Raw genomic sequence first — 24348 nt, 5'->3', positions numbered from 1 at the left:
AGGCCTCCTCAGCTTATAGGTCTGGCTGCAATGTGCAAGCCGATCGTATTCTGGATTTCACTGCACTTCTGCTCAGCCTGCTCTGCATCGTCCCCTCCAACCATCACTCGGCCAATCCAGTCAAAATTAGATCTCGGAAAGGACACCTCGCGCCCGGCAGCAATGAAATGCGATCGCAGAATGTCCGCACGCCCCTCTAATTCCTTAAGCCCCGTAACCTCGATCAGCCTGCCGTCAACCGGCGAACAGAATTCCCGTGAAGCAGCACCACGCGTGACGCTCGGCGTCAACTCCGGGGCCTCCCCCATATGCATACGAAGCACTTCACGCGGCAGGTCAATGCCGGTTGCGTATTTAATCATCTCCGGAACAGGCCCGCCTACCATCCGCGGATTAAATTCAATAATCTTGGGACCTTCAGGAGTGAGAGCAACCTCTGTATGTGTGGGGCCAAAGTCAACCCCAAGCGCATGCAGTCCCCGGCGGACCACCTCCACGATCTCCGCCTCATGGCTTAACCGAACCGGAAAGCTGGCGCCAGTCTCTACAAAATACGGAAATCCAACCAGACGGCGGTCCGTAATCCCGATCAGGTGATCCTGCCCTTGATAAGTGACCATCTCCACACTGACCAGAGGTCCGGCTGCATATTCCTCAATGAGCACATCCGTACTTCCATAGAGATTACGCCCAAAATTCCGGTTGTTCACATAGCTGTCGTAAGCCTGCCGCAGCTCTCGCTCATTGTTGACAAAGACCACCCCGATACTCATAGCCCCGTCACACGGCTTAACGATACAGGGATAACCCATGGAGTGGGCATGCCGGCAAGCTTCCTCTATACTGCTTGCGAGCAGTGAACGGGGAACCGGAACGCCGCTCTGAACGCAGATTTCTCTGGATTTATATTTATTCCGGGCATTCTTGGCCGCCAGCGGCTGCATGGTCGGCACACCAATCGCATGCGCAGCTGCCGTTGCCTGAACCACGTAGAATTCCGCAAACGACATCACTCCGGTCAAAGGGTTCGCTTGATGATACGCTTTGACAAAGTCAACCACAGCTTCTTCATTAAAGGTGTCCACTTCATGAATGTAATCTACCAACCGGAGCGGGTGGGACTCCAGCGGCTGGCCCTTCAGGTAATGCTGAATATTCTGGGTCAGCAACGTTACGGTGTACCCCATCTCCTTGCAGGCCTGGATACCTGCGATAGACTCATTGCTTTCAACTAATAACAGGTGCTTCATGGGTTGCATCCTCCTTGTAAACGGGCAGAATTTGCACTTCTTGCTCAAGATACCGCAGCAATTGCGACAGCCTGGCTTGCAGTGATGCCGAATTCTCGCCAACGATGATTACAGTCATCACGGCATCCACGCTGGAATGAGCCGCGTCCAGCTGTTCGCCTGCTCTGACGCGGGGAACATATTCCTCCACCCATTCAAAGGGCAGCGTCTGCGGAATGGTCTTTACTATCCCTGGACGTTTCGGCATTAGATATACCCCCGCTACCTGTGACGGCCTTGGCACCGGCAGCTTCAGCGGCAGTCCGCATTGCCCCCGGACCCACTCCCGGTTCAGATCAACGTCATACATAGCGCTGATCGACTCACTGATCCGCCCGCCTGCGGTCCGGCTGGCAATTTCACAGAATACCCATTCATCCTCCGGGGTATGGAACATTTCACAATGAAAGGTCGAAACTCCCGGTGAGGGCAAGGCTTCAATGACCTGCTGAACTTCATGAACCAGCCGCTCATACACCGCGCAGCCGGGGCTGAGCAATTCCACGAAGCAATCCTGCTGGAGAATCTCCAGGGGCTTGCAGGAATATTTGCCCACAGAAGCGAAACGGATCTCCTGGCCCATCATGAGCCCATCGATCTCATACATTTCTCCCTCTACGTAGGCTTCAACCATTAAGCCGCTGCCGAGGCCGCGTTCCCATACATCGTTCAATTGCTCCCGGGTCTGTATAATGTCCGTATTCATGGAGCCCATGCCGTCCACCGGTTTAACCACAACCGGCAAGCCGTGCTCCAGCACAAAATCATACAAGTGAAGCGGTGAAGCCAGTCTGCGGAATGCCGGGCAGGATACCTGCGGGCTGAGTAAGCTTTTCATCACCGCCTTATCCCTGTAAGCCACTGCACTCTCCAGCTGTTGACCAGGCAGGTGCAGCCGTTCACGCAGCCGGGCCGCACGAATCAGATCACTCTCATCGAGAGCGATGATCAGACGGTAAGGATGTTCCTCATACAATCGTAACGCATCGATCTCTACCCGGTCGTTGCTCACCCAGTTGTCGAACACCTGCACAAGGGCAAAGGGTTCCGTTATCTCACCATATGCCGGCGAAGTATACAGGTATACTTCTTCATCCAGATCCTCCAGCCAGGTCAGATAAGGAGCGAAGGCCCGCCTCCTCTGATTCAGAATTAATACCGCCATAGTTTCTCCTCCTCCTTGTGATGAACAGGTGAACGGTTTAGCATTACGTATAGTACAAGAGACAGTCCAGACAGAAGAGCCAGGGACAACCAGAAATAGGACAGCTTTCCGTAGATGCTCCACATATGTATGAATTGCAGCCCGGTATATACACCGATTCCTTCTCCAAGGGCTGTGGACAATCCGATGACACTGAAATATGTGATACGCAGATCCGGGTGGGCAGCGTTAGAGACATACGCATCTATCGTAGGGATGAATAATATTTCTGCAAGGGTGAACAACGCGACGAATACGTAGTAGCCCCAGATCGAACCGATGATCGCATTCATTGAGAAAGAAACACTAAATAGCAGAAACGCCAGCATCAGCCGGTATCCCTCACGCTGGCCTGACAACGCGGTATTCATCCAGCGCCCGACCGGAATCTGCAGCGCCACCACGAGGATTCCGTTCAGCATCAGCAGACTTCCCAGCCTTTCCGGAGCGTTATAATAAGTGCCGATTAAATAAGGAAAGGAATTGAACAATTGGGTGAAGAAGAAGCAGCCGATCATATTGAACAGCAGCACTTTACGGAAGCTTTTATCGAGCAGAACGGTCTGATAGCCTTTCCAGAAGCTTACCGGCTTCCGATCCCGGCCCATCAGACTACACCCGGGCGGGAAGATATTGAGCAGGATGGCACCTAACACATAAAACCCTCCAACGAAGGTCAACGTGAAGCTTTTCAAGGAGCTAGTCAGCAGAAAGGAGCCGATTAAGGGCCCGGCAATGGCTGCACCGTTCGTATACATATTGGAATTCGCAAAATAAAACAGGGCATTGCCATCCTTACTCCCCACGAAGGATAAAGAAGCCTTGGAGGATAAGCCTCGGACAGAGTAGCCGATCCCGGCAATGATAAGCTGTATAGTAATCAACACCGGAGACTGCCAGAAATCTACCATAGCGATGGAGACCCCTGTTAGCAGGCAGCCGAACCACATGCATTTGAACGGGTCCATGTTGTCCAGCAGAGGTCCGGTAAGGAATCTCGCACTGCGGTAAGACACCGTGAAGATCATGGTAACTACAGCGGTAACCGACAGCGGCAGTCCTTTGACCTGAGACAGATAGACCGTTAATATCGCCGTCATAGCGTAGAAGCCAAGATGGGTAACCAGTGTGTTCAGACAAATGGCAAACACCGGCCGGGGCACCTTTAAGTTTCGGAAAAGATTCATGTGACTGCCTTCCTTGCCGCCAGGTCAGCAGCCATACGTCCGATTAATTCCTCTGGCGAATGACGCTGCAGGAATCCGCACACTTTAGCAGGCTGGCCGCACAGATAACAGCGGCGTGAAGGAGCCTCCAGCTCATGCCTGCCCATTGCTTTTCCCGATGAATCATAAATATCCATATCCCAATAAGCGCTAAGCGGATGCTCCCCTTCAAAGGACAGACAGAATAGCTTCAATGCCGCCGCATCCGCAGATACCTGAAGATAAGCAACCGGACCAAGCGCCAACTCGATCCGCTCCAGCGCAAGTATCTTATAAGCTGTAACCACCAGAGCTTCCTGTAAAGCCTCCATACAGAGCTCGAATAGTTCATAGGCAACAGCCAGCCTCTTATCCGGCCCCGGAATATTCATCATAACCTGGATCAGCGAGCCTGCTGCCGGATACCGGGCCTCTCTTAGCTCATGGAGGCGCTCCCGGTCACGAAGGATGGCTGATACAGCGGAATCGTTCGCCACACTCTTTCCTCCCCCTGATTCTCAGTCCACAAATGCAAAGCAAGCGTCATGGCCAGCAGATCGGCTGATCCGCCGGGAGATAAGGAACGGAGACGAAAATCCTCCTCCATGGTGCGGATGTAGGCTCTGCCTTCAGAGGTGAACAGACTCCCCCGGTCCAACGCCGCTAATGCACTCGCCTGAGTATAGTCAATCCTTGTCCTGTCGAAATTGCGGTTCAGCAGCGTGGTATCCTGTACCACAGTCATCAATGATAGCAAGCAGTGGATCAGCGCCGTCCGCAAATCCGCTCCTTGTTGAAGCGCCTCCCGCAAGGCAGGCAAGCCCTGCTGAAGAATGGACGGAAATCCGTCTATAACCTCGCCCCGTATGCCTCTAATCCCCCACTCCCTGTATGCGCGTCCGCCCGTGCTTGCACTGTGCGACTCCTCCAGAATGTCCGCCAATTGTGCCCGCAGCGGATACTCAGCCAGCCTTCCAGCCAAGCGGCATATCTCCTGCGGTTCTACTGCACTTGATGGACTTTGACTCTTCATTCCGGCAGCCGCGCATAGAATCAGCCCCAGGAAGATCGTTCCTTTATGGGTATTCACTCCCCCGGTAGCCCTTAGCATGTCAGCCTCGGCCCGCCGCCCGGTCTTCTGGAGCATCCTGAACAAATCCTCCCTGCCGGTTCGGCCCCCGGATTGTTCTATGCCCAGGCGCGCAGCATCCTGGTAATACGGCTGAATGCGGAGTGCGCTTCTCAGAAAAGTGTAAATATCCATATCCCCGTGGCATCCGTTGCTGACCGCCGACACCAATCCGGGGGAAGGCCAGCTCACAGCCTCGGCCAGAACACTGTAGACCATCGTTTCGGCAATCCAGGCTGCTGTATCTTGGCCGGAAGCGGTCACTTTACGCTCTCCGGGATAGCCGCAGGCCAGTGTTCACTCTGTAGACCGTACTGCTGCAGAAAGCTCCATACTACCCGTTCCAGGCCAAGCCCGATGCAGCCCGACCATGTCTCAGCGTTGTCCCTCAGTCTAAAGTTAAAGGTCTTTGCAAAAAAATCGCCGTGCGTGTCATAGGAAGCAATCGAAATCGTGTCGTTCTTATACGGGATATCCGCACGAACCTCGTATTTCACATGTTTGGGCACTTTGAAATTCTGCTTCACCTTACCCGGCAGGAAGAATGGATCATTGGCTAAGGCACACTCGCCTTTCAGCCCTACCGCTTCCATCCACTCCACGGTCCACTCTAATGTCAAGTCACGCATCCGGGTGACGTATTCGGGAGTACCCAGAAACACGAATTCCCGCATGGTGAAATTCAACAACCGTTCCAGCAGATATACACGTTTGCCCTCATTGCGGAAGGACTGGCCTTTGAGTACAAAAGCGGTATTGTCCTCAAACACCTGATCCTCCATTTCCATATAGACTTTATAGCAGGGTGCAGATTGCAGAATATAGGGAGGCGTCTCCAGATAAGGGCCGCAGTCCTGCGGCAGCTTCCCGTTATTCGCGGATACATCTGCAGCGAAGGATTTCATTGTCTCATGATCATGGCTTAAATGGGTGGCCAGCAGCAAATGCATTGGTGCGCTATGGAAGTAATTCATCTTCTCGGCGAACGAAGCAGGCAACAAGACCGAATACTGCCGCTGCTGACAATCCCCAATTCTCCGGCCGACATAATCCACATAACTCTGGTCAAAATACTCCAGCAGAGTGATGATCGGACGATGGTACGCCAGCTCCTGATTCTTCAATAAAGTCAGCCATCTCTGCTCCAGCAGATCATCCGAGATATTCCGCTGATTGCCCGGCGTGCAGCAGGAGCACAGCTTCTCCAGCGGCGGCTCATGCAGCTCCACCATATTCAGCTCAGGCTCCAGTATTTCAGCGGATGATGCGGATGCCTCATCATGCTCCGGGGTGAACCGCTCCAGGAAAATAGCAACCTCCCGCTCAATCTGCTCCCTGGGATAAGACGATAGATAGGTGACGCTGATCCGCTTCCCTTGAATCGGGTCGACCTGCACCTTATGGGCAGATACATTTTGCAGGAACATATGGGTGAACACAGGGATTTGCAGCTTATTCAGAGTCACAGGCTCAGGCAATTCCAATCGGTATGTTGTGAACATAACAGCCTCCTACGCTATTGAAATTCCGTATATGTCTTGGACGACGGCAACCTGGTCCGGATGGATTACGGAACGCCCCGTGAAGCCGTATTCCCTGGAGAGCAGACAATCCTCGCGGAACCCCTCCAGATCACGATAAGCCATGTAAGTGGTGTCAAAGCATTGAAGGCCCACACTGCGGCAGTATTCCCCCAGCTTCTGCTTGGCCTTCCGGACCTCCAGGGCCGGGTCCCGAAGCCCCTTAGCCACACAGTCATTGAAATAATCTGTTCCTCCAAAGGTAAAAGCATAAATATTCCGGCTGGCCTGATGAATCTCTCCGAGATTGGCAATAGCCTCACAGCATTCAATCATGACTTCATAGCTGGGTGAATAGTTCAAGCTACGCTGGTGTATAACATCCTGCACCTTGCGTTCCACTTGCCGTAAATCCTCAGCCGTCCGGACCATGGGCAGCCGGATTCGGGCAGGGCGCTCTGGCACAAGCTCTTCCAGATCCTGCTCCCAGTGAGGGGTAAGAACACTATTCACGCGGACAATGAGCGTATGCTCCGAGTCGCTGCTGAATTCCTGAAGGGCATTCTTGACCACGTATCTTGCTTCAAGCTTCTTATCCTCCGGCGTACCGTCTTCCAGACAGAGAATAATATTCATAGGATAGAAGGTCATAGCGTACTCTATGTAATTCGGTTTGTATCCCGGAACATAGAAATAGACTAAGGGTTCGGCAGCTACACTCATCCTGTTACACCTTCCCGCTGATTAACCAGATTCAGAGAGTAGGCCAAGGCTTCGCAGCGGCTGCGGATGACCCACTCATTGGCTCCATTGAACCAGATCTGGGGGGACAGATCCGCCAAGCCATACTGCTTCAGAATGGGAACAACATATTCATAGACTTGGCGGTCCGTAAGCTCCGGCACCATATTCATGCATTGCATTGCAGCGTGGCCTTCTTCGATGACAATTTTAATATCGCTAGATTCTATCGATCCGGCACTGACATTCATTAAGAACCGACCTCCAATGAGTAATATAGAGCCTCCAGCAGAAAATAATCGCCCCAGATCTGGGACTCTCCTGCGGCTTGAACGACATGCAGCGGCGTGCTGGCATGCACCAGCAGTCCCTCATGCTCCGGACCCGGGGGCGCATACTCCCCAGAAATCAGAACATCGAGCACCCTCTCTGCTTCTTGCCGGAACTGCTGGCTTAAGGGATCATCAGGGCTTAAGGCTGCGGCAAACTGGTAGAATGCAGAGCAAGCGATCGCAGCAGCCGAAGCATCCCTCATAGCCGTCTCCTGATGGGACAGCATCAGATCCCAGGCCGGAACACCATCCGAACAGACATGGGCTAAGTAGAATGCAGAGAGCCGCTCAACCTTTGTTCTCCACTCCTCTTCATGACCCAGCACATACATTTGAACTGCTCCATAGAGTGCCCATGTGTGGCCTCTGGCCCACACCGATGCTGAGCTGAATTTGGCGTTCTTGTTGTAGGGCTGCTCCGGGGCTCCCGTAAGTGTGTCCATTCTCATATATTCGTAAGTGAAGCCGTCTTCCCTCATCAGCGCAGCACTTGTAATCTGTGCTGATTCGATGGCAGCGGCACGATAGCGCTCCTCACCGGTTATCCGATAGGCCCATAGCCACAACCGGATGTTCATCATACTGTCGACGCCTGCATAGCGCTTCCCCTCGGGCAGCCAATTGCATTCCAGATAACCGCCCGGGAGACGCGAATCAAAGAGGCTGTCAGCAGCTTCGAGCGCAATCGTTCTGTATGCTTCCTTACCGGTCAGATCGTACCCGAACGCATAAGAATAATAGAACAGGAAGCCAATATCCTGATAATCCCCCTGATTCTTATAAGACTCAATCCCGCCCATCCAGCGGTCAGCTTCCTCAATATAAAGAGTATCGCCGGTCAACTGATAGAGCTGGTAGAGGAGTCCAATGAAGAATCCGGAGGACCACTTATCCTCCAGCATATATCTTCCGTTGTTAGTAACATAAGGAAGCCTAATCTCACCGGAGGATGGTATAGCAGCAAGCTTGTCAAGCTGCCTGCGGGTCTGTCTGACGGCACGGTCAATCACCTCATTACGTAAGGAAACGGTAATCTCCAGCACCCCCGATCATATTTTCACAGCGCTTTTACCCAGTTCAATTCCAATCTGCTCCAGCCATTCATCCGAAAAAATAGTATTGTAGTACCGGTCTCCACGATCTGGAAGAATCGCAAGCACTTTGTCCCCGCCAGGCAGGCGGCGGGCAAGCTTCAGGGCCGCGAACACCGCTGCACCTGCGGAGCCGCCGACCAGCAGCCCTTCTTCCTTAACCAGCCTGCGGGTGGTGGAGAAGGCCTCTGCATCCGAGACATGCGTAATCTCGTCATACAGCTCTCTTCGCACATTGCCCGGTACTATAGCTGAACCAATGCCAATCTGATGTCTGACACCCGGCGGCTTCCCGAAGGTAACCGAGCCAGCAGCATCAACAGCCATAATCTTTATGTGCGGAATATGTTCTTTCAGCCCCAGGCTGCACCCGGTAATGAGACCGCAGGTGCCTGCCGGTATCACTGCCCACTGAAGCTCATTACCGAACGCCTCATAGATTTCAAGCGCGGTCGTTTGTCTGTGTGCCTCAGGATTACTCGGGTTATTATACTGATTAGGCCAGAATGCTCCCAGTTGCTTGACGAGATCCTGTACCTTGTCCAGGCGGGCTCTAAGATAGTTGCCATACTCATCAGCCTGATCAACCATTACCGTCTCCGCACCATAGGCCTGGATAATACTGAGATTGACCAGACTGATCTTGGGATCGACCACACAGATCAGCTTGTACCCCTTTTGCCGTGCCACAAGCGCCAGTCCGATGGCCAGATTCCCGGAGGAGGATTCAACAATCGTGCCGCCGGGCTTCAGTTGTCCCGCTGCCTCCGCTTGGCTGATAATGTAGAGCGCCGTGCGGTCCTTCATGCTGCCGCCGGGATTAAGCCCCTCCAGCTTGATGAATACCTGCGCCCCATACGGGTCCGGAAGATAATTCAGTTTAACAATAGGCGTGTTCCCAATTAATTGCAGCACATTGTCGTAGATCAAACCTATCACCTCCCAAGGCATATTCTCATAGATTTTTCTATAAAAAGTAAAATAAATACATTTGCATCATACACTTCTATCCTAATAAATGTAAATATATTAAAAATTTTTATCACTTTGATTCAAAACTTCTATAAAAATCCATCACCTTGTATTTTCTATTAGTGAACATTTCGCAACGACTTCCCTCTAAAGCGTTTGCCCGGACGGGTTCCCGTTTAATGAATGGGAAGATTTGAACCAGAGGAGGCGACTGACTTGGCGAAGAAGCAGGACAAGCTGTGGCATGCCATGGACAGCCAGCGTACGCTGGAAGCATTGGAGACAAGCAGGGAACAGGGATTGAGCGGCAGCGAGGCAACCGCGCGGCTGAACCGCTATGGAAGGAATGAGCTGCCGGAAGGTAAAAAATCGCCGGCGGCCCTTAAATTTGTGAAGCATTTCAATGATGTGCTGATCTACATTCTGCTAGTTGCTGCCGTCATTATGGCCCTGCTCGGCCATTGGACCGATACCATCGTCATCATTATCGTAGCCATCGTCAACGCGGCCATCGGTTTCGTGCAGGAACACCGGGCCGAGCAAGCGCTGGAGGGCATCAAGAATATGCTGTCCCCGGAAGCTCAGGTACTGCGGGACAGCAGCCCGGCGGCCATCGAAGCGGCAGAGCTGGTGCCGGGCGATATCGTGCTGCTCAATACGGGCGACCGAATCCCGGCAGATCTCAGGCTGCTCAGCAGCAGTAATCTGAAGGCCGAGGAATCGGCGCTGACCGGCGAATCTACCTCGGTGGAGAAGCAGACGGAAGCGCTGGAGGAGGACTGTCCGCTTGGTGACCGGACCAACATGGTTTTCTCGGGCACAACCGTTGCTTCCGGGACAGGAATTGGAGTAGCGGTGGCAACCGGCGGCAAGACGGAGCTCGGGAAAATTAACCAGTCCATCGCCTCCGTGGAGGAGATCCGCACCCCGCTTTTGCAACAGACCGCCCGTTTCGGCAAAATGGTGTCGGTTGTTATCGTAGCCGTGGCCGCCTTGATGTTCGGATTCGGCTACGGGCTGCGCGACTATGAGACCGGAGAGCTGCTGCTGTCGGTCATCGGACTGGCTGTAGCGGCCATCCCCGAAGGCTTACCTGCCATTCTGTCTATTATATTAGCAATCGGTGTGCAGAATATGGCACGGAGAAAGGCCATCGTCCGCAATCTGCCTTCTGTAGAGACGCTGGGCGCGGTCTCCGTCATCTGCTCCGATAAAACGGGAACGCTGACCAAAAACGAAATGACCGTCACCTCTGTAGTAACATCCATGCATGAATACGGGGTTACGGGAACCGGATACGCGCCAGAAGGTGAAATTATACGGGATGAAGACAAGGAGGCCGATCTAGAGCTGGACCGGACGCTGAAGCATCTGCTGATATGCGGGGTGACCTGCAACGATTCTGTGCTGACGGAAGAACAAGGGGAGTGGAAGCTTCAAGGCGATCCTACAGAAGGCTGCCTGCTGACGCTTGCGGGCAAGGCCCAATCTGAAGTTACTGAACTGAAGACGCGCTCCAAGCTCCCATTCGACTCCGAATACAAATACATGGCGGTCCTGACAGAATACGAAGGACGTTCGGTCATTTATATCAAAGGTGCGCCGGACCGTCTGTTTGAAATGGCAGACCGGCAGGCGGACGACGAAGCCGAGACTCCGTTCGATGCTGATTTCTGGAACGGCCAGATGCAGGCCCATGCCCGCAAGGGACAAAGGGTCATCGGACTGGCGATGAAGGAGCTGCCGGAGGACTCCTCCCCTGAGCAGATAGACCATGATGATCTGAAGGAAGGACTGGTGCTGCTGGGGCTGGCAGGGATCGTCGATCCGCCGCGTGATGAAGTCGTGGATGCGATCCGCGAGTGCCAGAACGCTGGGATCGAGGTCAAGATGATTACAGGCGACCATAAAGAGACAGCGATGGCTATCGGTGAACAGCTGGGCATCGGCGATGGGAAGCATTCGATTGAAGGCCGGGAGCTGGACAACCTGTCTGCGGAAGAGTTGAAGGAAGCTGCACAGAAGTATTCCATCTTCGCCCGCACCAGTCCGCAGAACAAGCTCCAGCTGGTCGAAGCGCTTCAGAGCAGCGGCAATATCTGTGCCATGACCGGTGACGGAGTGAATGATGCCCCGGCGCTCAAGCGCGCAGATGTGGGCGTAGCTATGGGCATCAAAGGCACCGAAGTATCCAAGGATGCCTCGGAAATGGTGCTCGCCGACGACAACTTCAGCACCATCGTCAAGGCTGTCAAGGAAGGCCGGCGTGTGTACGACAATTTGAAGAAAACCATTCTGTTCATTTTGCCGACCAACGGTGCAGAAAGCTTCCTGATCATGGCAAGCATCCTGCTGGGCACGATGATTCCGCTGACGCCGATCCAGATTCTGTGGGTCAATATGGTCAGCTCGGTCACGGTCTCCCTGGCACTGGCGTTTGAGCGGATTGAGCCCGGAGCGATGAAGCGGCCCCCGCGCAATCCGGCGGCCCCCCTGCTCAGCGGCTATTATATCTTCCGCATTCTGTTCGTATCCGTATTGCTCGGCGGGGGAACCCTGGCCATGAACATGTCCATGCTCAGCAATGGATATGAACAGGCTGTCGTCAATACAGTGACCATGCAGACCATCGTCCTTGCGCAAATGTTCCATCTCTTCAACTGCCGCACCGAGCTGGGACCGGCAATCCGCAAGGGATTTTTCGACAATAAAGCGGTCTTCGTCGTATCCGGCCTGCTGGTCGTACTCCAGCTGTCCATCACCTATCTGCCGTTCATGAACCGGGTGTTCGACACAGTGCCGATCGGCCTGCCCTACTGGTCCTTCCCGCTCCTCATGGGAGCTGCGCTGTTCGTAATTATTGAGCTTGAAAAAACGGTTACGCGCGGAATTATCCGCCCCCGTCATGAGAGTGTAGACGCCAGCGGGAATGGTGACCGTTCGGCTGCTGCTTGAGTACTCCACTACCTCTTATCTCCCGGCATCTCATCCTCACCAGCACTCCACAGTATAGTTTGGCAAGGATTGCAACAACAAGGGTAAGCAATTATGATTAACCTCAGAATGGTTAGTGCCCCGGGAGGTAGTAATATGTCCAAAACAATACTAGTGGTAGACGATGATGAAGAAATCGTAAAACTCATCACCAAGACGCTAAGGTACGAGCAATTCGCTGTAATTACGGCAAGCTCCGGGAGAGAAGCCCTATCTGCGGTGGAGGATCACCCTATTGATTTCATTGTTCTCGATGTCGTCATGCCAGATATGAACGGATTGGATGTCTGCAGAACGATCCGGTCGTCTTATAATGTTCCGATTATGTTGTTAAGCGCACGGGATCAGGACATTGATAAAATTGTCGGTCTCGAAATCGGCGCAGATGATTACATGACCAAGCCGTTCAGTATTCAGGAGCTGGCCTCCAGGATCAAGGCTCATTTCCGCAAAGTGGACAGGCTGCACAAAGAGTGGGGCGAGCTTAGTCCTGCCAAAGACAAGGCCGATGCTCCACTCATTTTGAATGACAAAACGTATGAAGCCTTCCTCTACAGCCGGAAGCTCGAATTATCCGCGAAGGAATTTCAAATACTGTCTGTCCTGATGCGTCACCCCAATCAGGTACTCAGCCGTGAGCAGATCTATGAGAACGTCTGGGGAGACGAATACGGAGAGATCAATACCGTAACGGTCCATATCAAGAATATCCGCAAGAAGCTGGGTCCTGAGCAACATTTCATCAAAACCATTTGGGGCATAGGCTATAAATACACGGAAAGAGAGCAATAGGATGAAACTGAAAATCAAGCTTCCCCTGTTATTCCTGCTGATGCTGCTGATTCTGATGTTCTCGATTGGTTTGTATTTAAAGTTTATCTTTGCCGTATATTCCCCCATACGTACCACTTTGCTGGACTCACCTTATGTAGTATTACTGCTGCCCATCTTCGTCATCGCCGGCTGCATATTTTCCATTCTGATCATCTATATTCACTTCCGCATTGAGCAGCCCATCCGGCGTCTGAATGCCCGGCTGGAGGAAGTCAATGTGGTCCGTCCCCTGCCTCCGCTGGCTTTGAAGCGTAAGGACGAGATCGGAGAGCTGTATAACCATTTCAATAAAATGGAGCACAGGCTTCAGCTCGCCCACAGAGAACAGACCGATATGCTTGCCGCCATCGCCCACGATTTGAAGACACCCCTGACCTCGATTAACGGATTTACTGAACTGCTGGCCACACATGAGGACTTACCCGAAACTGAGAAGCAGGAATATTATGAGTTGATTCAGCGGAAATCAGCCTATATGGTTGAACTCCTCAATGATTTCTCCAGCTTCACCAAAGAAAAATCGGAGCTTGAATCCATGATCGCTAAGCCTGTAAAAGCGACAGAGCTGTTCGCCGACATTGCTTTTGAATATGAGTATGAGCTGGCGGGACTTGATATTGAACTGGTTTACCGCCATTCCTTCACGGACAGCATATGGCTGACGGTGAATGAACCGATGCTCCGCCGGGTGTTCGGCAACCTGTTCAGCAATGCCGTTAGATATGGCGGGAAGCCGGATCTGAAGGTGTATATGACCGGATATCTGCGGGAGCATCATGCCTATTTTCAAATAGAAGATAATGGAATTGGCGTACCGGATCAGGACATGTCTTCACTGTTCCTCAAATTCTTCACGGTGGACCCGTCGCGGCAGATCCGGAAGGGCGGACTCGGGCTGGGGCTGGCCAGCTGTAAATCGATTATTGAGCACCATGGAGGCGAGATTACGGCCTTCTCCTCGGAGTATGGCGGTCTCGGGATCAGATTCAGCCTGCCTTTATAGTTTTTTATATTCTCTTCAGATCTGTTTATTTTTCCTTTAATGAAGCTTCATGTTTGGATGTGACAATAGGTTGTAGCAGGATACAACAATCACTGGAACCAAGCAGGAGGTCGGAGGAAGAATGAGTATTCTATCCAAGAAAAGAATCGGCAGCACGCCCGCGATACAAATTGACGGAGTGCACAAAAGGTTTGGCGACTATACCATATTAAACAATCTTTCGCTGGAGGTCACCCGGGGTGAGATCTTCGGATTCCTGGGACTGAACGGCGCCGGGAAGACAACGACGATCAAGATGCTGCTGGCGATGATCAAGCCTAACTCGGGCTCGCTCTATATGTTAGGTGAGAAGGTCGACGCCGGAAACTCTAAACTATGGAGCAAAGTCGGGTATTTGGAGGAGGCGACCTTTTATCCGGATCTGACTGTAACGGAGAATCTGGAGATCGCCAGACGGATGCAAGGGGTGCCGGACAAGGATGCTGTACCGCAGGTGATCTATAAGTTGGGGCTGGAGCCGCACAAAAAGAAAAAAGCAAAGCATCTCTCCCTCGGGAACAAGCAGCGCCTGGGACTGGCCAAAGCAATGATTCATAACCCTGAGATTCTGATTCTGGACGAGCCGATCAACGGCCTTGATCCCGCAGGCGTAGCGGAGATACGGAATATGTTATATAATCTGGCGCACAATTTCGGCATCACGGTGTTTATATCCAGCCATCTGTTAGAGGAGCTCTCGAAGGTGTCCACACGGATTGGGATTATTCATGGCGGCAAGCTGGTGCAAGAGGTCGCGATGGACAAGCTGGAGCAGTCCTTGGAGAAAAGCCTGGTCGTGAACGGCCGGAACAAGCCTGCCTTAAAGAAGGTGCTGGAGGCGCATGGCTATGACTTTGCGGATACGGCAGACGGCTCCATTAAACTCACCAATGAACATGCCGCAGATCATCCGGAACGGCTGGCCGAACTGCTCGTGCAAAGCAATCAGCCGCCAACGTCGCTTCGGGTAGTTACAGAGGACCTGGAAGGCTATTTTCTCCGCACCATCGGGGTTAACAGGGGGATTAAATAATGAATATTCTATCGGTGTTACATTGTGAGCTTCGCAAGATTATCCGCTCCAATGTGTTCTGGATCATGTTCCTGGTTCTAGGCTTCGGGCCCATCATGATGGGCGTCGGAAATGTATTATCCAGTGACGCCGGCGGTGTCACCTGGGAAGCGTATTTAAACGGATTGCTGGAGACGCTTGCCCCGTTGGGACTGATCGGCTACACCTTCGTGGCCGCATGGGTATTCGGAAGGGAATTCTCGGATCGGACCATCAAAGATTTACTGGCCAAGCCCATTTCCCGGGCGAAAATTGTATTGTCCAAGTTCCTGGTCATTTTAGCATGGTGTTTGTTACTGTCCATCTATATGTTTGCCGTAGGCCTTGCCGTAGGAGCTATCCTGGGTGTTGCAGGCGGGTCCGCCGCGTTCATTTGGAGCTTGTTCCTTAAGTTCCTCATTACCTCGCTGCTGTTCATTTTGGTAACCGCACCAAGCATTCTGTTGGCCAATGTGACCAAGGGCTACCTGGCCCCTCTGGGACTCATCCTGATCATCGTCATTCTGTCCAATGTGCTCAGCTCCTTTGGATTTGCACCCTATTTCCCATGGACGATCCCGTCGGTATTTCTAAGCACAGGTTCGCTACAGTTAAGCAGTATCATCATCATTGCGTATACCGGGATTATCGGAATTGCCGGAACCTTTGCCTGGTGGAGATATGCGGAGCAGCCATAACCGGACCGGATCGTCTCAAATCATACGAAGAAAAGAGCTGTTCCCAAAGCCATGAAATGGCTGCTTGGGACAGCTTTTTATTGCGGTGCAGGATCAACGTGAGCACTTAGATGGACGCTCCGCAAACGGACCGTTGTTTAAGCGGGAAATAATCACTCATCATCACCTGCAGCACTCTTCATCGCCTCCTGCTCACGGAAGGCCGAAGGGGTTAGCCCGTACTTTTTCTTGAACAAGGTGGAGAAGTAAGTGATGTTGTATATCCCTACCGCTTCACTGATCTTAGCCGCCGTGTCAGGAGTTGCAGCAAGCAGCTCCTTCGCTTTGTCCAGCCGGGTGTTGTTCAGGTATTCACTGAAGGATTGCCCGGTCGCTCCTTTGAACAGCTTGCCCAGATAGCTGGGTGACAGGCCGGCGATTTTGGACACCAGATCGAGTGAGATGTTAGGCTCGGCATAATGCTCATGGACATAATTCTGTACTTTTTCAATGAGACTATTATGCTTCTTGGCATTCATCCAGTGATTCTTGTCTTCAATTAACTTGCAGATGGTGGAGCAATAGCGGTTAAACAGGTTACGGATCTCCGTGAGATCCTCAGCACCTTCAATTTCGGTTACCGCCTGCAGATAATCATTGAAATTAGAATCCGGCACATGCTGCAAATAGTCAAAAGCTTTAAGCAAAGACAACATGAGCTGCGTGCTGAAGGTGATGATCTGATGAACAGATCCGCCGGATATAGTATCGATAAATTCTTCGATGGCGCCAGCGATAGGCTCCGGCTTGCCCTGCTGCACAGCATCAATCAGATTCTTTTCGTAGCTACTTGGATAGCTTAAGGCCGTTAACACATGGTGCCGTGTCGCTGCCGCGTCCAGAATCGCTTCTTTCCCATAGATTAAGCGGTATTTCACATACTGCTGGGCTGATGTATACGAGGACGGAATATTCCCCTTGCCTAAGGAGATATCTCCGACACCTATCGATACAGTCACCTTGAAGTAACGGCTCAGGAAGCTCTGAACATTACGCAAGGCAGGCACCAGTTCCTCCGGCAGCTGATTTTTCGTGTATTGAAGGATGGCGGCAGCTTCGTTTCCTCCCATAATAAGAACATCGCAGGGGCCGATATGCTCCAGCAGCTCTTTGGCGATATTCCCAAGTGCGAAGCGCAGCAAAGACTGCTGTTTCCCCTCTACCCTCTCCCCTGCAGGCTCAAGCTCATTAATCTTGAATACCAGCACGCCGAAGAACGGTCCCGCAACCTCCTCGCCGATCTCCTTAATCATGTCGCTTGAGACCGAGTCCTCCAGGGATTGACCGCGCAGCAAGGCATGAAGATAATGCTCACGGACCGTCCGGGAGGAATGGCTGATAACGAACTGCATCGATTTCTCACGTTCATGATAGGATTGGAACACCTCGGTCACCATCTTGTATTCATCAATCAGCGCCAGGCCGGATGCGGGTTTGGCCGGGGTTGGCATGACCTTCTCCAGCAGTGCCGATAAGGGCTTATTCATATTCGAGGTCAACAGGATAGAGATCAACAGACCTGCAAGTACAATACCGGCTGTGAGCAGCAGCGTAATCCCCCGGAGCTGGTCAATGTCAGTGATGAGCTCAGAATACGGTGAAACGCTTACAAAATACCAGTCCAGTTCCTCTGATTTCACATAAGTGACCAGATTCTTTTCGTTTGCGATCGTTGTGGTGAAGCTGTTCTCCGGTTGGTTCTCTATTAATATGGTCCGTACATACTCCTCCCCGGATAAGTCATCCAGGAACAGATTGGAATCGGTATGAGACAGCACTTTACCTTCATTATTGATCACGAAGACATTATTGGCCGCGTCCGCTTTGCCGATCTTGCGGATCGTCGTCAGAATCGACTGCTCCTCCACATTGATATAGATCAGCGGACTGCCTGTGGTCTGGTATGCGAAATTCGGATACAGCAAGAAGGTCAGGAACTGTAACGGCCTGCCGTTATTCCGGCCCGCAACCTTCAGGCTGCGCGGATTGAACTCCATATACTGTTTCGCACTGAGCGCGGTGAGCGATGCGTCGAACGGAAGTCCGGCGGTATCGATGGTCGTGCCTGTAGAAGGCCGGTGGATTCCGATGCTGTGGATATACGGGTTCAGATTGGCAATCTGTTCGATCTGCTGATGAATATGATAATTGCTCACCTTGTTCTCCGCCGTCTCATCCAGAAAGGACAGGATCTCCGGTTGAATCAGCAGTGTATTTCCGATCGTCATGACTTGGTTATAGACGACATCCGAAGCATATGTGATCTGGGATAACATGGCCCGGGAATTGCGTTCGATCTCCTTGATGGCACTTCGGGAGAACAAGGAGAAGAGTACGCTGGACAGCAGGCTTACAGTTAGCAGAACGAGCAGGAAATATGAAATGGTGAGTTTTTGAAAGGCCTTGTATCGAACAAGCCGCTTGATGGTTGCCCGCATGCTGTATTCCTCCCCTGCTGCTCGGTATCATTTCTAAATATAGTACATTTCCGGCTTGAACGGTACTGAATCAGGCGAAAATGAAAGCCATTCCGTTTTTTTGAAAGCCTTATGAGCAAATTTGAAAGCGTTTGCCGGGTTTTAAAATAGACTCTTACTGCGGCTATAGCTAAGCTGAAATCAAGGCAACAGTCATCTATAACAAACAAATAGGGGGGAACAGGAATTGAAGAAAAAACGGCGTCCAGGGCTCAGCATACTGTCAGACATCCGCAGGAATGGTACGTCCTATTTGTTGGTTTTGCCGGCCATGGCATACACGTTTATTTTCGGCTATATGACCTATCCTTATATGGTTATTGCTTTCCAGCGCTTCAATTATACAAAGGGAATTTTCCATAGCGAATGGGTGGGCTTCAAAAACTTTGAGTTTTTCTTCCGTTCAAATAAAGCGCTTACAGTTACCTTTAATACCATTTACCTTAATTTACTGTTTATTGTTTTCGGCACGCTGATGGCGCTTACTATTTCACTGGTGCTGAACGAGCTGCGCAAGAAGCTGTTTGTGAAGATCAGCCAGTCGCTGATGTTATTCCCGAATTTCATCTCATGGATCGTCATCAGCTATGTGCTGTATGCGCTTTTCTCCATGGATATGGGCGTGATCAATAGAATCCTGAACCAATTCGGAATGACCTCCGTGAACTGGTATACCGAAGCCCAGTCCTGGCCGGCGATTCTAACCATCATGCATGTGTGGAAGGGGGCCGGCATGAGCGCGATCATCTACCTGGCGACCATTACCGGCATTGACGAGACGTTGTATGAAGCAGCCGAGATTGACGGGGCGAACCGCCTGCAGATGTGTTTTCGGATTACGCTTCCGCTAATGATGCCAACAGTTATTATTCTGACGATGCTCTCGGTCGGCAAAATTATGTACGGCGATTTCGGGATGATCTATGCGCTCATCGGGGACAACGGCACCCTGTATTCGACTACGGATATTATTGATACGTATGTGTTCCGCTCCTTGCGCCAGATCGGCGACCCTTCCGAAGCCATGGCCGTGGGACTGTTCCAGTCCGTTATCGGATTTATCCTTGTCTTTGGTACCAATGCCATTACCCGCAAGTACTTCAAAGATGGCGCTTTATATTAAATCCAGGAAGGAGGAGTATGAATGAAAAGAATTTCAATCAGCAGGACGGTCATGTACACGCTGACTGCGGTTTATTCGACGCTGTGCCTGCTTCCGATGCTGCTCGTACTAATGATCTCCATCACGGATGAGGATGCCATTCTTAAGAACGGCTACAGCCTGTTTCCGGAGAAATTCTCTCTGTATGCCTATAAGCTGATCTTTACGAGCGGCTCCCAGGTCATTCAGAGCTACGGCATTTCGATCTTTCTCACACTCGTCGGCACCACGCTGGCCCTGCTGATTACTTCTATGGCAGGCTATACACTGGCTAACAAAAATGTGAGGCACCGCAATCTGCTGGCCCTTTACTTTTTTATCACCATGATTTTCTCCGCCGGCATTGTGCCCTGGTATCTGATGAACCGGGCGCTCGGATTAACCGATAATATTCTCGCTCTGATTATTCCGTCGCTCCTGTTCAGCCCGTTCAACCTCTTCCTGGTACGCAATTTCATGAACGGCATTCCTGACTCGCTGCGGGAATCCGCCACCATAGACGGAGCCAGTGATATTGTCATTGCTTTTAAGATTTATCTTCCGTTATGTAAACCGGTATTGGCGACGATTGCCCTCTTCTATGGACTGGATTATTGGAACAACTGGTGGAATGCGATCATGCTGATTGACACGAAAGACCTGTACCCGCTGCAATTCATGCTGCTGCAGATGCAATCGGAGATCAGTATGCTGAACGATATGGCCATGCTGGCCGGAACAAGCGATGTTACGCTTCCTTCGGAGTCGGTCAAGATGGCGACAGCCATCGTAACCATCGGGCCGATTGTTTTCCTCTATCCATACTTACAGAAGTACTTCGTGAAAGGGCTCGTGATCGGTTCAGTGAAAGGCTGATGTCATCCCTTAGGGGTTAACATATAGAAGACAACATAAGAGGAGGTCCGTATTATTCATGAGAAAATCCTATGCAACCCTGTTAGCTGTGGTGCTTGCCCTGTCCACCCTGGTTGGGTGTGGCAAGGCCGATAATGCCAGCCCTGGCGCAAATGGAGCAAGCAATGCTTCATCCCCGAATGCAGAGAATACCAATGCCTCTGAGGTCGTCAAGATCAAATACGTGGTTCCCGGCACCGAGCCTAAGGATTACCAAAAGGTGTTCGAGAAGGTCAATGAGAAGCTGGCCGCAGACGGTGTCGGAGTTGCCGTAGAGAAAGTCTTTATTCCCTGGGATGCCTGGGACCAGAAGCTGAACCTGATGCTGTCCACCGGTGAAGAGTTCGATCTGTTTCATGTCATGCAGGACCGTACTCCTTTTTCCAACTATTATACCCGGGGTGCACTGGCCGATATCTCAGAGGAAATTGAGAAGTATGGAGCTAACCTGAAAAAGAATATCCCGGAGGACATCTTCAACGGGGCGACTATCGGCGGGAAATATTATATCGTGCCCTCCTATTGGGTTGAAATGGCTAGCGAGGGCCAATTCAATATCCGCCGCGACATTCTCCGCGAGAACAATTTGCAGGAGCCGACAACTCCAGCTGAGCTGATCAGCGCCTGGGAGACGGTGATGAAGAACTGGAAGGGAAAGAACAAGCCTTACTTAGGCACCCGGGCCGATTTTGACCCGATCAATCTGCATACCTCCATCCTGCACCGGACCTATGACACCTTCCCGTTCACGGTTAAGGATAAGTTCTTCTATGTCAACCAGAACGGAGAGGTCAAATCCTGGATTGAAACCGACGAATTCAAGCAGGATGCCGCCTTCATGCACGAGCTGTACAGCAAGGGAATTACGAATCCTGACATCCTGGTTATGAAGCAGGAACAGGTAGATGCCCAGCTCGACAGCGGGGAGTGGTTCGTGCGCCTGGGAACCGGCGGAAGCTTGAACGGACTCCAGAAATACAACCCGGATGCTAAAGTGGACGATATCGGCGTAGTGTGGTTTAACCCGGAGAAAGAGTATCTGCGCCCCCTCTCCTTCAAGAACGGAAATGCCGTACCGGCGAACAGCAAGCATCCGGAGGCCGCTGTTAAATTTATGGATTGGATGCTGGCCAGCCAGGATAACTACGATCTCGTTCAATACGGCATCGAGGGTGAGCACTACACCAAAGATGGCGACAAAGGCTTAAAGCCGATCAGAGACCCGAACAACAATAATAATCCGCGGTACAGAGGCTCAGATTCGCAGAACGGCAATGTGAACTTTATGCGCTTCGACCCGGAGAGCAGTATTCCTGAGAATAACAAGGTCTTATTCGAGCCTAATCCGAGTGCGGTCAACAGTATTGCAGCCAACTTTATTTTTGACCCGACGAATGTAAGAACCGAATATACCAATATTCTCTCGGAAGCTTCAGCCAGCATCACTCCAATCTATATGGGGGTCCTGGACTACGACAAGGCCTTCCCCGAAGCGTTGGATAAAATGAAGAAGGCAGGTCTGGATAAGGTCATTGCCGAATATCAAAAACAGTTCAAGGAATATCAAGCTTCTATGCAATAAAAGAGCTGCTACACAAAGGAGCGGAGAAATAGTGAGCCTGCATCAGCAAAAACAAGCATTTGAAGCGACAAAAGCCATTTATGAAAGCGCAACCCTGGTATTTAAAAACGTGGACGGATTCGATGTCTATAATATTTCGATTCCTTTTGAACGGGATGGCAAGCGTTACTTGTTCGGCCGGGTAGAACGCCGGGAGGAATGGGCCCGCTCCTGGGTCCGTCTGTTCAAGGAAACAGGCCAGGATGAGTGGACTCTGGTGGAGAACAGCATGATCTATACGCTGGAGGACCCGTATATCAGCGAAATAGGTGATGAGCTCGTACTGGGCGGAACGCATGTGCAATATGAAAGGGGCAAATACAGCACGTATTTCGGTTACTTTTACCGGGGGACGGATCTCCACGACTTGTACTACTTCACCACTGGTCCTAACAAAATGAAGGATATTCGCCTGGTTGCGCTGGCGGACGGCAGAATAGGCGTCTTCTCGCGTCCCCGGGGCCATGAGGTGAAGGGCCAATATGGCAGCGAATCCATGATCGGCTTCACGGTGGTTGACAAGCTGGAGGATCTGACTGCTGAAGTCATTGAGAATGCCCCCTACATTTATGGTATCTTCGGAGCTGGTGAATGGGGAGGTGTCAACCAGGCTTACCTGCTGAGCAGCGGCAAGATCGGAATCATCGGCCATATTTGTTACTCGCATCAGGAGGAGAGCGGGCAGGAAATCAAGGTCTATATGAACATGTCCTTCATCTTCGATCCGGTGACCCGGGAATCCCATGACCTGCATCTGATCGGAAGCCGTTCATGCTACCCGCCCGGACCGGCCAAGGCACCGTATTTGACGGACTGCGTCTTCTCTGCGGGGATCGTGATGCGCGACGACGGCAAGGCCGATCTGTACAGCGGGGTTGGCGACTGCCAGGCCGGACGTATTACGATTGACTATCCGTTCGCATCTTACGGAAGTATTGTTTAAATAGATTGAACTAAAAATTCAAGTTAAAGAAAATGCAGTTCAACACTCAAGGAGGATATTCAACGATGAATTCTAACAATACACCCATCATAGGAGCTTTGGTCTCCAGCCCGCTCATCCGCCGTCATCCGGCCAACCCTGTGCTGGATGAAGCGCGGGTCCCTTACCCCACCGCACTTGTGTTCAACGCGGGAGTGGTTAAGTTTGGCGGCCGGTATGTGATGGTATTCCGCAATGACTACGGCTCCCTTGAGCAGCAGACCCTTGAGCCGTCTCATACAACGGATCTCGGAATCGCATTCAGTGAAGACGGCATCCACTGGACGGCCGGGCCGAAGCCGGTGTTCAAGCTGTATGACGAAGAGTTCGTGCGCGCGTACGATCCGCGTCTGACGGTAATTGCCGGCCGTTGCTACATGTGCTTCGCTGTAGATACGCGGCATGGTATCCGGGGCGGGATCGCAGTCACGGATGACTTCGAATCCTTTGAAATCTTGAGCTTGTCTACGCCGGACCTGCGGAATATGGTGCTGTTCCCGGAGAAGATCAACGGCAATTATGTGCGGCTGGAACGGCCGTTCACCGTCTACAGCCGCGGAGGCAAGGACCGGTTCGACACCTGGATCGCGGAGTCGCCGGATCTCATCTATTGGGGCCGGTCCGATCTGTTGCTGGCGGTGGAGCAGGTCCCGTTCGCCAATGACAAGATCGGTCCAGCAGCACCGCCCGTGAAGACAGATAAGGGCTGGCTGACCACCTTCCATGCGGTGGATGTTGATCCCGCCAGAGGGAAGAACGGCTGGGAGCCGTCCTGGAAGAAGCGGTATACGGCAGGCATTATGCTACTGGACCTGGACAATCCGAAGAAAATCCTCGGAATGAGCGCCTCGCCGCTGCTCGCCCCTGAAGCCCCCTACGAAATCGACGGAGGCTTCCGTAATGATGTCATCTTCCCCGGCGGCATGATCCTGGAGGACGATGGCGAAGTCAAAATCTATTACGGCGCTGCCGACACCGTGGAATGCCTGGCCACCGCTCATGTCGATGATTTGATCAGGCTTTGTTTGGGGCAGTAAAACTGACATCTTAACTAACAGAAGCGGGTATCAT

General features: G+C 51.9%; 21 protein-coding genes. 10 read left to right on the top strand and 11 right to left on the bottom strand.

Annotated elements, in window-relative coordinates:
* Positions 1-8 precede the first annotated feature (8 nt).
* Genes NYE26_RS05935 through sbnA form a run of 10 tightly spaced genes read right to left on the bottom strand, consistent with a single transcriptional unit; the run spans position 9 to position 9441 of the window.
* Positions 9-1250 carry an ATP-grasp domain-containing protein gene (locus NYE26_RS05935; RefSeq protein WP_339254597.1) on the bottom strand — a complete coding sequence of 414 codons (1242 nt, stop codon included), beginning with the start codon at positions 1248-1250 and terminating at the stop codon, positions 9-11.
* On the bottom strand, positions 1228-2454 hold the full coding sequence (locus tag NYE26_RS05930) for a hypothetical protein (protein WP_339254595.1): 1227 nt from the start codon (positions 2452-2454) through the stop codon (positions 1228-1230). The genes NYE26_RS05935 and NYE26_RS05930 overlap by 23 nt, the downstream gene beginning before the upstream one ends.
* Positions 2442-3680, bottom strand: a complete 1239-nt coding sequence (locus tag NYE26_RS05925) for an MFS transporter (RefSeq protein WP_339254593.1) — start codon at positions 3678-3680, stop codon at positions 2442-2444. Before NYE26_RS05925 ends, NYE26_RS05930 begins: the two co-directional genes overlap by 13 nt.
* Positions 3677-4195, bottom strand: a complete 519-nt coding sequence (gene citX / locus NYE26_RS05920; RefSeq protein ID WP_339254591.1) for a citrate lyase holo-[acyl-carrier protein] synthase — start codon at positions 4193-4195, stop codon at positions 3677-3679. The genes NYE26_RS05925 and citX overlap by 4 nt, the downstream gene beginning before the upstream one ends.
* Positions 4135-5091 carry a triphosphoribosyl-dephospho-CoA synthase gene (locus NYE26_RS05915; protein WP_339254589.1) on the bottom strand — a complete coding sequence of 319 codons (957 nt, stop codon included), beginning with the start codon at positions 5089-5091 and terminating at the stop codon, positions 4135-4137. The genes citX and NYE26_RS05915 overlap by 61 nt, the downstream gene beginning before the upstream one ends.
* On the bottom strand, positions 5088-6329 hold the full coding sequence (locus NYE26_RS05910; protein WP_339254588.1) for a hypothetical protein: 1242 nt from the start codon (positions 6327-6329) through the stop codon (positions 5088-5090). Before NYE26_RS05910 ends, NYE26_RS05915 begins: the two co-directional genes overlap by 4 nt.
* A 9-nt stretch (positions 6330-6338) precedes the next feature.
* Positions 6339-7070, bottom strand: a complete 732-nt coding sequence (locus NYE26_RS05905) for a CoA ester lyase (RefSeq protein WP_339254587.1) — start codon at positions 7068-7070, stop codon at positions 6339-6341.
* On the bottom strand, positions 7067-7339 hold the full coding sequence (locus tag NYE26_RS05900) for a hypothetical protein (RefSeq protein WP_339254586.1): 273 nt from the start codon (positions 7337-7339) through the stop codon (positions 7067-7069). Before NYE26_RS05900 ends, NYE26_RS05905 begins: the two co-directional genes overlap by 4 nt.
* The gene (locus tag NYE26_RS05895; protein WP_339254584.1) at positions 7339-8430 is read right to left on the bottom strand and encodes a glycoside hydrolase family 88 protein; all 1092 of its coding nucleotides are present in this window, start codon (positions 8428-8430) and stop codon (positions 7339-7341) included. The genes NYE26_RS05900 and NYE26_RS05895 overlap by 1 nt, the downstream gene beginning before the upstream one ends.
* A 39-nt stretch (positions 8431-8469) precedes the next feature.
* Positions 8470-9441: a 2,3-diaminopropionate biosynthesis protein SbnA gene (gene sbnA, locus NYE26_RS05890; protein ID WP_076076638.1), complete on the bottom strand. Its 972-nt coding sequence runs from the start codon at positions 9439-9441 to the stop codon at positions 8470-8472.
* 291 nt (positions 9442-9732) lie between these two features.
* Here sbnA and NYE26_RS05885 point away from each other — a divergent pair, with 291 nt between their 5' ends.
* The 5 genes from NYE26_RS05885 to NYE26_RS05865 all read left to right on the top strand — a co-directional run bounded on the left by NYE26_RS05885 (position 9733) and on the right by NYE26_RS05865 (position 16102).
* Positions 9733-12438 (top strand): cation-transporting P-type ATPase, encoded by a 2706-nt coding sequence (locus tag NYE26_RS05885; RefSeq protein WP_339257341.1) that lies wholly within the window; start codon positions 9733-9735, stop codon positions 12436-12438.
* A 135-nt stretch (positions 12439-12573) separates the two neighbouring features.
* A complete protein-coding gene (locus NYE26_RS05880) occupies positions 12574-13269 on the top strand; it encodes a response regulator transcription factor (RefSeq protein ID WP_339254582.1) in 696 nt (231 codons plus the stop codon).
* A gap of 1 nt (position 13270) precedes the next feature.
* Positions 13271-14314 (top strand): HAMP domain-containing sensor histidine kinase, encoded by a 1044-nt coding sequence (locus NYE26_RS05875; RefSeq protein WP_339254580.1) that lies wholly within the window; start codon positions 13271-13273, stop codon positions 14312-14314.
* 121 nt (positions 14315-14435) lie between these two features.
* Positions 14436-15386 carry an ABC transporter ATP-binding protein gene (locus NYE26_RS05870; protein ID WP_339254578.1) on the top strand — a complete coding sequence of 317 codons (951 nt, stop codon included), beginning with the start codon at positions 14436-14438 and terminating at the stop codon, positions 15384-15386.
* A complete protein-coding gene (locus NYE26_RS05865; RefSeq protein WP_339254576.1) occupies positions 15386-16102 on the top strand; it encodes an ABC transporter permease in 717 nt (238 codons plus the stop codon). The genes NYE26_RS05870 and NYE26_RS05865 overlap by 1 nt, the downstream gene beginning before the upstream one ends.
* A 152-nt stretch (positions 16103-16254) precedes the next feature.
* Here NYE26_RS05865 and NYE26_RS05860 read toward each other — a convergent pair whose 3' ends face one another.
* Positions 16255-18579 (bottom strand): helix-turn-helix domain-containing protein, encoded by a 2325-nt coding sequence (locus NYE26_RS05860; RefSeq protein ID WP_339254574.1) that lies wholly within the window; start codon positions 18577-18579, stop codon positions 16255-16257.
* 226 nt (positions 18580-18805) lie between these two features.
* Between NYE26_RS05860 and NYE26_RS05855 the strand changes: the two genes are divergently transcribed.
* The 5 genes from NYE26_RS05855 (at position 18806) to NYE26_RS05835 (ending at position 24314) form a co-directional block, all read left to right on the top strand.
* Positions 18806-19741 (top strand): ABC transporter permease subunit, encoded by a 936-nt coding sequence (locus NYE26_RS05855; RefSeq protein WP_339254572.1) that lies wholly within the window; start codon positions 18806-18808, stop codon positions 19739-19741.
* Between the two features lie 21 nt (positions 19742-19762).
* Positions 19763-20635 (top strand): carbohydrate ABC transporter permease, encoded by an 873-nt coding sequence (locus tag NYE26_RS05850; protein ID WP_339254570.1) that lies wholly within the window; start codon positions 19763-19765, stop codon positions 20633-20635.
* Positions 20636-20693: 58 nt separating this feature from the next.
* Positions 20694-22256: an extracellular solute-binding protein gene (locus NYE26_RS05845; RefSeq protein ID WP_339254568.1), complete on the top strand. Its 1563-nt coding sequence runs from the start codon at positions 20694-20696 to the stop codon at positions 22254-22256.
* Positions 22257-22287: 31 nt separating this feature from the next.
* The gene (locus NYE26_RS05840) at positions 22288-23238 is read left to right on the top strand and encodes a DUF1861 family protein (RefSeq protein ID WP_339254566.1); all 951 of its coding nucleotides are present in this window, start codon (positions 22288-22290) and stop codon (positions 23236-23238) included.
* A 65-nt stretch (positions 23239-23303) separates the two neighbouring features.
* Positions 23304-24314: a glycoside hydrolase family 130 protein gene (locus NYE26_RS05835; RefSeq protein WP_339254564.1), complete on the top strand. Its 1011-nt coding sequence runs from the start codon at positions 23304-23306 to the stop codon at positions 24312-24314.
* Positions 24315-24348: the final 34 nt, after the last annotated feature.

It is taken from the genome of Paenibacillus sp. FSL P2-0136 (assembly GCF_037975325.1).
GTDB lineage: Bacteria > Bacillota > Bacilli > Paenibacillales > Paenibacillaceae > Paenibacillus_AQ > Paenibacillus_AQ silagei.
Note: the sequence above shows the minus strand (reverse complement) of the source record. Positions and strands in the feature narration are given on the sequence as shown.